Here is a 6,244-nt window from a genome sequence, read left to right as displayed (position 1 = left end):
CAACAACGTCATGCCCTCCTACATCTAGGCTGGCGCGCCCTTGTCCCTTCATCCGGGGCGTGGCCATCATGGACCGGATCCCCGTCGAGAACTGCAGAATTGAGAATGTCTGATGTACCCCACCCCGATTACCTTCGACGTGGCGCGCGCCGGCCGCGCTCTCGCCCAGGTCAGTGTCCGCACCCTGGCCACCGCGGCCGGTCTCGAGAAGGAGCAGCTGCGCCGCTTCGAGAAGGGGCTGGCCCACCTGCGGGTGGACGAGCGTCTGCGTCTGGAGAAGGCCCTGCTGAAGTACGGCGTCGGGCTGGTCCCGGAGGACGAGTTCGGCGGCACGGGGGTCCGCCGGATCTTCACCGCCGAGAAGTCCCGGCGCCTCGAGGCCATGGAGAACGAAGGCGGCCCCGCGTACGAGGACGACATCTGAGTCCTCCGCCGACAGGCGGACGGCCCCGCATCCCGGGCAGGGATGCGGGGCCGTCGTCGTCGGTCCGCCGGTGGCGGGGGCTCAGGCGGACTGCAGCGCCTTCGTGACCTCGCTCAGGCCCTCCTTGAGGAGGTCTTCACCGATGGTCAGCGGCGGCAGGAAGCGTACGACGTTGCCGTAGGTGCCGCAGGTGAGCAGGATGACGCCGGCGGCGCGCACGGCCGCGGCCACGGTGGCGGTCAGCGTCGCGTCCGGCTCGCCGGTGGCGGGGTCCACGAACTCGATCGCCATCATCGCGCCGCGGCCGCGGACCTCGGCGATGCGGTCGTCGGCGTTCTGCGCGAAGTGCTCGCGGATGACCTGCTCGATCCGGCGGGCCTTCTCCAGGAGACCGTCCTCCTCGACGGCCTCGAACACGGCGAGCGCCGCCGCCGTGGCGACGGGGTTGCCGCCGTAGGTGCCCCCGAGGCCGCCCGGGTGCACGGAGTCCATCACCTCGGCGCGGCCGGTGACGCCGGAGAGCGGCATGCCGCCGGCGATGCCCTTGGCGGTCGCCATCAGGTCCGGCTCGATGCCCTCGGTCTCGGAGGCGAACCAGGCGCCGGTGCGGGCGATGCCGGACTGGACCTCGTCCGCGATGAACAGGACGTCGTTGGCCTTGCACCACTCGACCACGGCCGGCAGGAAGCCCTCGGCCGGGACGATGAAGCCGCCCTCGCCCTGGATCGGCTCCATGATCACGGCGGCCAGGTTGTCGGCACCGATCTGCTTCTCCAGCGCGGAGATGGCGCGCTGCGCGGCCTCGGCGCCGGACAGGCCGTCCCGCAGCGGGTAGGAGCCGGGCACGCGGTAGATCTCGGGGGCGAACGGTCCGAAGCTGTGCTTGTAGGGCATGGACTTGGCGGTCAGCGCCATCGTCAGGGTGGTGCGGCCGTGATAGGCGTGGTCGAACGCGGCCACGGCCTGCTTGCCGGTGTAGGCGCGGGCCACCTTGACGGCGTTCTCCACGGCCTCGGCGCCGGAATTGAACAGGGCGGTGCGGGTCTCGCCGGGGATCGGGCTGGTGCGGTCCAGCTGCTCGGCCACGGCCACGTAGCCCTCGTACGGCGTGATCATGAACGAGGTGTGGGTGAACTGCGCGACCTGCTCCTGGACGGCGGCCACGACGCGCGGGTGGGAGGCGCCCACGGAGGTGACGGCGATGCCGGAGGCCAGATCGATCAGGCGGTTGCCGTCCACGTCCTCGAGGATGCCGCCCGCGGCGCGGGCCGCGTACACCGGCATCGTGGTGGCCACGCCGGCTGGGACGGCGCGCTTCTGGCGCTCGGCGAGCTCACGGGAGCGTGGGCCGGGCAGCTCGGTGGCCAGATGGCGGGTCTGCTCGAGGTCGGGGGTGGCGGTCATGGGGATGCCTCCTGGGGACGGCTCACGGGGAGCGTGGACGACGGGCGGGCACGACGACGACGCGTCGGGCCGCGTCCTCCCATGGTGGGGCGTCGAGTCCATGCCGTCCAGTGATGATCTGGCATGGTGGCTATGCTCATCCGGCATGGAGGAGAAACTGCTCAGGGCCTTCGTCACGGTGGCCGAGGTCGGCACGGTCTCGGGGGCCGCGATCCGCCTGGATCTCGTGCAGTCCGCGCTCAGTCGGCAGCTGCAGCGGCTTCAGCGTGAGCTGCGCCTGCCCCTGTTCGCCCGGGTCGCCGGCCGGTTCGAGCTGACGACGGCCGGCGAGGCGTTCCTCCCGGTGGCGCGCGAGGTCCTCGTCGCCCATCGACGGGCGGAGCAGGCGGCCCGCGCGCTCGCCTCCGGTCGGCTCACGGACGTGGCCGTGGCCGCGCCGGGCACCACCCTCATCGATGTCGTGCTGCCGTTCGTGGCCACCTTCGGCGAGGAGGACCCGCGCCCGCGCGTCGCGGAGACCCAGCTGGACGACTCGCTGCTCGACGCCGTCGCGCGGCACGACCTCGTGGTGATGCCGACGGTGCCGCCCCCCTCCGTCGCGTCGCTGCCGCTGATGGACCTGCCGGTCTGGGCGTACGTCGCCCCGGGCCACCCCTGGGCGGGCCGGACGCGGGTGTCCCTCGACGACCTCGTGGCCCAACCCGTCGTCGCGCCCGCCCGCACCTTCATGGCGCGACGCGTCCTCGACGGCGCCGTGGCCGTGGCGGGCCTCACGCCGCCGGCCCTCGTCGAGGCGAACTCCGGGCGGGTGGCCCAGGCCCTGGTCGCGACGGGGGCGGGCGTCGCCGTCGTCACCGAGGACCCGGCCTTCGGGCTGACGCCGGTGCGGGTCATCGCGCAGGGGCGGACGCTCGCGGTACGACTGCACGCGGCGTGGCGGGAGGACCACTTCGCCGCCGAGACGCTGCAGGCGCTCGCCCGTCGCCTGCAGGCCTTCGTCCGGGACCGCTATGCCGAGCCCGGGGATGACGCGCCGCGCTGAGGCCGGAGCGCGTGAGACCATGCCGTCGTCGGACGCGGCCCCGGGCGGGCCGCGTCGATGCACACGAGGGGAGAACCCGGATGAACACCACCGTCCGACGCGCCCTGTGGGTGGTCCTGGTGCTGCTGTGCCTGGGCCTCGTGTTCCTCGCGCTGCGCGGGGTGCTGGCGGTCGGCGCCGTGCCGATCAGCGCTGCCCCCACCCTCAGCGCCACGGCGTCCGCGACCCCGTCGCCGTCGTCCTCAGCACGCTCCACGCCCAGCCCTGCACCGACGGCCACACCGACCCCGACGCCGACCCCGTCCTCCGCGGCACCCACGGGCGAAGCGGCGGTTCCCGGCGGGACCCAGGAACCCGCCGGCACGCCCACATCGGCGGAGCCCACGCCGTCCGAGGAGCCGACCCCCACCGAGGAGCCGGCCCCCGCCGCGGCCGCCCACCTCTCCGGCCCCGCCGCCCCGTGGGACGAGATCACGGCGACACCCGTGCACGTGGACGTCCACCAGGACGGCGAGCAGATCGTCGGAGCGGGGATCGACCTGACACAGTTGGACGAGGGCGGCGACCTCGACCCGGAGCCGCAGACGGTCGGCTGGTACGGTCCGCCGCAGTGGGGCACCACGCCGGGGGAGCGCTCCCCGTACGCGGGGGTCCTGGCCGGGCACGTCGTCTACTACGGCGTGCGGGACGTGTTCTGGAACCTGGGCGACGTGCGGGCGGGCGCCGTCGTCGTGGTGACGTACGACGACGGCACGCAGGCCGCCTTCGAGGCGGACGCGGACGCGGTCTCGGTGGAGAAGGAGGCGCTCACCCAGGATCCGGCGCACCGCTGGGCCTGGGAGCCCGGGGGCGATGACGCAAAGGTCACGCTGATCACGTGCGACCTCGTGCCGGGCACCGGGATGGCCGGGAACGCCTTCAACAACTGGGTGGTGCAGGCCACCCGCGTCGCCTGAGGCCGCGGCGACCCCGGGGCCGGGAGGCCGGAGGGGTACCCTGGGGAGGCCGGGGCGGCCGACCGCGTCGGACCGCCATTGACCCCGTGACCGGGTGACGACCGCCGAGAGGACCTGCGCCCATGAGCCGAGCCGACATCGCCCCCGCCCGCGTGCGCCCCCGCCGCTGGAGCGTGGCCGTCGGAGGGGCGCTCCTGAGCATCACCCTGGCCACCGGCGGCTGCAGCGTCGCCGAGGAGCCCGGACAGACCGGTGGCACGGAGGCGGGGAACACCTACCTGGAGGGCGTGCTGGCCAGCCCCAGCCAGACGTCCGCCGACCCGCTCGCGGCGGACATCCAGTTCGCGGGTCTGCTGCTGCGCAACCACCGCGACGCGATCCAGCAGTCCGATGAGGTGCTGGGCAAGGACGGCGTGGACCAGGAGATCCGGGCCACCGCCGAACGGATGAAGTCCGAGCACGAGGAGCGGGCGCGCCGGCTCGAGTCGATGCTCGAGGGCTGGGGCGTCCCCTCGGATGACGTGCGCGGTGCGGGTGCCGAGTCGACCCCGTCTGCGCAGCCCGAGTCCACGGAGGACGCGGAGCCGACCCAGATCGTGGGCGACGAGTTGCGCGCCGGACTCCTGTCCGACCGGGAGAAGAACGTGCTGGCCGCCGCCGAGCCGGAGGAGGCAGGACGGATCTACCTGCTCCAGATGCGCCGCCTCTATCAGGGCGCGCTGACGATCTCCGCCACGGAGGCGGAGGACGGCTCGGACGACGCGGCGAAGGAGCTGGCCTCCAGCGTGGTCGAGGGCCATCGCAAGGAGCTGGAGAGTTTGGCCGAGACGCTCGCGGAGATGGGCGTGATCGGGTCGAGCGGGGCGCGCACGGCGGAACCGTCCGGGTTCACCGGCCCCATCAAGATCGAGGGCACCGGCGCGAACGGCGGCTCCGTCCCCTCGGACTTCGTCCCGGAGCCGGTGCAGCGGGTGCGCAACTTCCGCGCCACCCAGAAGCCGGTGCTGCCGTCGTCGAGCTCGCCCAGTTCCTCCAGTGCGTCGGGCTCCGCCAGCGCGTCCGGCCGGGACGCCGAGGACCAGCGGGGGCGGGACGCCGCATCGGCGAGCCCGTCGCCCAGCCCGGCCGACACGGCGCAGGCCACCCCGGGCCCCTCCTCCGGGGCAAGCCCCTCGCCCAGCGCATCCCGCTGACGCGCCGGCCGGCCCGATCCGCATCGGGCGTCGCCGTGACCGAGTCGATAGCGTTTCATCACCGGACAGTGACCCGCATCACGTCCGTGCGGCGTAGATTCGTGCCGACGCAGCGAGTGCGGCATCCGGTCGATCTCGGGCGTCCGGGCCGAAGAACCCTTCGGCCCGTCGCAGCACCGCACCCCTGGAGGAGCACGATGCGCACCGCCCGACCGACCCGCCTTGCCGCCGCCCTGGGCGTCGGCGTCCTTCTCACCGGCCTGGGGGCGACCCCTGCCCTCGCCTCACCCGCCCACCCCGCTGGATGGACCGCCGAGCACGGCCTGCCCGGCGGATCCTTCCTCGTGGCCAGCGCGGAGGGTGAGACCGGTGCCTCCTTCGGCACCGAGTTCGAGGTGGACGAGTCCGACATCCGCCTGACGGTGGCCCCGGTGCTGGAAGGGGAGACCCGCGGCGCCGAGACCGAGGTCCCGTTCACGTACGACGACGAGCTGGAGCGCGGTGACTTCGACGTCGCCGCGGCCCGGCGGAGCCTGGGCGAGTCGGGGACCGGCCCCGTCGTCTACACCCTCTACGTCCTGGGCGGCGAGGTGGCCGCCCTCACCTACGGTCCGGACGCCGACCTCACCGACGCTGACCCGGGCGAGCCACTGCGCGCCGACCAGCGGCATGAGCTCGGCTTCCACATGCTCCCCACCGCCTGGGACACCACCCTGCTCGCGGCGCCGGGGGAGCGATACGTGTTCATCTCCTCGAACACGGGCGATGAGGCAGCGCCGCTGACGCTCGTTGCGGGCCCGGCCGAGGGCCGGGTCGTCGAGGTGACGGAGGAGGAGACCGGCGGTCCGCGCGGCTACGTGTACCAGGCGCCCGAGGGCTTCACCGGATCCGACACCGTCACCCTGCGGGCCACGAGGGACGGCGTGACGACGACGCGGACGGTGACCGTGCGGTTCGGCGATCCCCGCGTGGACCTCTACGACTGGGAGAACGGGCGGATCCCGGGGTTCGTGACCTTCCCCGTGGCCGGCCTGTTCGACGCACCGGCTCCGGGCCAGCCGGCCGATCCCGACACCCCCACGGAGCCGGCGGAGCCCGAGACCCCCGCGGACCCGGCCGAGGGCGAGCACACGGTGCCGGACACGGTCGAGACCGGGCGTGGTCCGGCGGCGTGGCCCGCCGCCGTCGCGGTGCTGACCGCGGGCGTCCTGGCCGTGGTGCGCCG

6 protein-coding genes are annotated in these 6,244 nt (G+C 73.8%); 5 read left to right on the top strand and 1 reads right to left on the bottom strand.

Going from position 1 to position 6,244, the window contains the following annotated elements:
• Positions 1-112 precede the first annotated feature (112 nt).
• Positions 113-424: a hypothetical protein gene (locus tag HMPREF3105_RS07560; RefSeq protein WP_070709089.1), complete on the top strand. Its 312-nt coding sequence runs from the start codon at positions 113-115 to the stop codon at positions 422-424.
• 81 nt (positions 425-505) lie between these two features.
• Here the strand turns inward: HMPREF3105_RS07560 and gabT are convergent, their stop codons facing one another.
• Positions 506-1,828, bottom strand: coding sequence for a 4-aminobutyrate--2-oxoglutarate transaminase (gabT, locus tag HMPREF3105_RS07555; protein WP_036316964.1), 1,323 nt, complete (start codon positions 1,826-1,828; stop codon positions 506-508).
• Between the two features lie 145 nt (positions 1,829-1,973).
• Between gabT and HMPREF3105_RS07550 the strand changes: the two genes are divergently transcribed.
• The 4 genes from HMPREF3105_RS07550 to HMPREF3105_RS07535 form a co-directional block, all read left to right on the top strand.
• Entirely contained in the window at positions 1,974-2,870 is an 897-nt protein-coding gene (locus HMPREF3105_RS07550; protein WP_070709088.1) for a LysR family transcriptional regulator, read from the top strand.
• Positions 2,871-2,950: 80 nt separating this feature from the next.
• A complete protein-coding gene (locus tag HMPREF3105_RS07545) occupies positions 2,951-3,826 on the top strand; it encodes a class F sortase (protein ID WP_041103013.1) in 876 nt (291 codons plus the stop codon).
• Positions 3,827-3,948: 122 nt separating this feature from the next.
• Positions 3,949-5,019 (top strand): DUF305 domain-containing protein, encoded by a 1,071-nt coding sequence (locus HMPREF3105_RS07540; RefSeq protein WP_070709087.1) that lies wholly within the window; start codon positions 3,949-3,951, stop codon positions 5,017-5,019.
• 197 nt (positions 5,020-5,216) lie between these two features.
• A partial coding sequence (locus tag HMPREF3105_RS07535) for a hypothetical protein (protein ID WP_070709086.1) occupies positions 5,217-6,244 on the top strand: 1,028 nt, incomplete at its 3' end.

The organism is Micrococcus sp. HMSC31B01 (assembly GCF_001816085.1).
GTDB lineage: Bacteria > Actinomycetota > Actinomycetes > Actinomycetales > Micrococcaceae > Micrococcus > Micrococcus luteus.
The sequence above is the reverse complement of the archived record's forward strand: the minus strand, read 5'-3'. Positions and strand labels throughout refer to the sequence as shown.

Excerpts from the sequence above, each read along its gene's own strand:
- HMPREF3105_RS07560 (WP_070709089.1), top strand. The coding sequence starts at position 113 with ATGTACCCCACCCCGATTACCTTCGACGTGGCGCGCGCCGGCCGCGCT.
- gabT (WP_036316964.1), bottom strand. The coding sequence starts at position 1,828 with ATGACCGCCACCCCCGACCTCGAGCAGACCCGCCATCTGGCCACCGAG.
- HMPREF3105_RS07550 (WP_070709088.1), top strand. The coding sequence starts at position 1,974 with ATGGAGGAGAAACTGCTCAGGGCCTTCGTCACGGTGGCCGAGGTCGGC.
- HMPREF3105_RS07545 (WP_041103013.1), top strand. The coding sequence starts at position 2,951 with ATGAACACCACCGTCCGACGCGCCCTGTGGGTGGTCCTGGTGCTGCTG.
- HMPREF3105_RS07540 (WP_070709087.1), top strand. The coding sequence starts at position 3,949 with ATGAGCCGAGCCGACATCGCCCCCGCCCGCGTGCGCCCCCGCCGCTGG.